The sequence below is a fragment of the Micromonospora sp. KC723 genome (assembly GCF_004348595.1).
Lineage (GTDB): Bacteria > Actinomycetota > Actinomycetes > Mycobacteriales > Micromonosporaceae > Micromonospora.
Genome location: NZ_SMKD01000276.1, coordinates 1 through 1,175, shown reverse-complemented (window position 1 = coordinate 1,175; position 1,175 = coordinate 1). Strand labels below are relative to the sequence as shown.

Genomic DNA, 1,175 nt, shown 5'->3' with positions numbered 1-1,175 from the left:
GCGTGCAGGAGGCGGGTGAGGGTGGTGTGGGCGGCGCGGACGGAGACCTGCTGACCGACGATGGCGCGGACGGCGATCTCGAAGCCGTCCACCGCGCGCGCAAGGCGGACCCCGGGCTCCGCGCTGACCGCGCCGGCGAGCGCGGGATCGGCGGCCAGCACCTCGTCGACGGCCTCCGGGTCGGCGTCCAGGTCGAACAGGCGGCGGCAGCGGGCCACCGCCGGGGCCAGGTCCCGCATGTCGGCCAGCCGCAGCGTCGCCCGTACGTGGCCGTCGAGCGGGGTCAGCGCCACCTCGGCGGTGCCGTGCGGCAGCCGCAACCCCCTGCGGTACGTCCCGTCGCGTACCTCCTCCACGCCGGGCAGCGCGCGGACGGCGAGGAAGTCCAGCAGTGCGGCGGCGTGCAGCGGCGGCCGGTACGCCAGCCGCAACGTGATTGTTCCCGCGCCGCCGGGGGCCGGCCGGCGGCCCCGAGCCGCCCGCAGCCCGGACGGGACCGTGCCGTAGACCTCGCGGACGGTGTCGTTGAACTGCCGTACGCTGCCGAAGCCGGCCGCGAACGCGATCTCGGCCAGGCCCAGTTCGGTGGTCTCGATGAGGGTGCGGGCGGTCTGCGCGCGCTGTGCCCGCGCCAGGGCCAGCGGGCCCGCGCCCAGCTCGGCGCGGAGCATCCGGTGCAGGTGCCGCTCGGTGTAGCCGAGCCGGCTGGCCAGCCCCGGCACACCGTCCCGGTCGACCACGCCGTCGGCGATCAGCCGCATGGCCCGCCCGACCACATCGGCTCGGACGTCCCACTGGGGTGAGCCGGGCGCGGCGTCCGGGCGGCAGCGGCGGCAGGCCCGCAACCCGGCGCCCTGCGCGGCGGCGGCCGACGGGAAGAAGCGGACGTTGCGCCGCTTCGGCGTCATCGCCGGGCAGGAGGGCCGGCAGTAGATTCCGGTCGAGGTCACGCCGGTGTAGAACCAGCCGTCGAAGCGCTGGTCACGGCTGTCCACGGCCCGGTAGCACCGTTCGAAGTCCAACTCCACGCCACCGATGATGCCCGCAGTTCAGGGCCGGTGGCTCGCGGGAATCGGACCTGGCGGTGGCGGCACCGCCAGGTCCGATTCCGGCCGCCGGACGGCGGTCAGCGGTTTGGCGTCGAAGACGGCCGTGGGGCGGGTGGCGCGGTGGAG

General features: G+C 76.2%; 1 protein-coding gene. It reads right to left on the bottom strand.

Features of this window, described 5'->3' with window-relative positions; all coding sequences use genetic code 11:
- Nucleotides 1-1,028: bifunctional transcriptional activator/DNA repair enzyme AdaA (locus E1165_RS28615; protein WP_132394792.1), on the bottom strand; the 1,028-nt coding region annotated here is incomplete at its 3' end.
- Nucleotides 1,029-1,175: the final 147 nt, after the last annotated feature.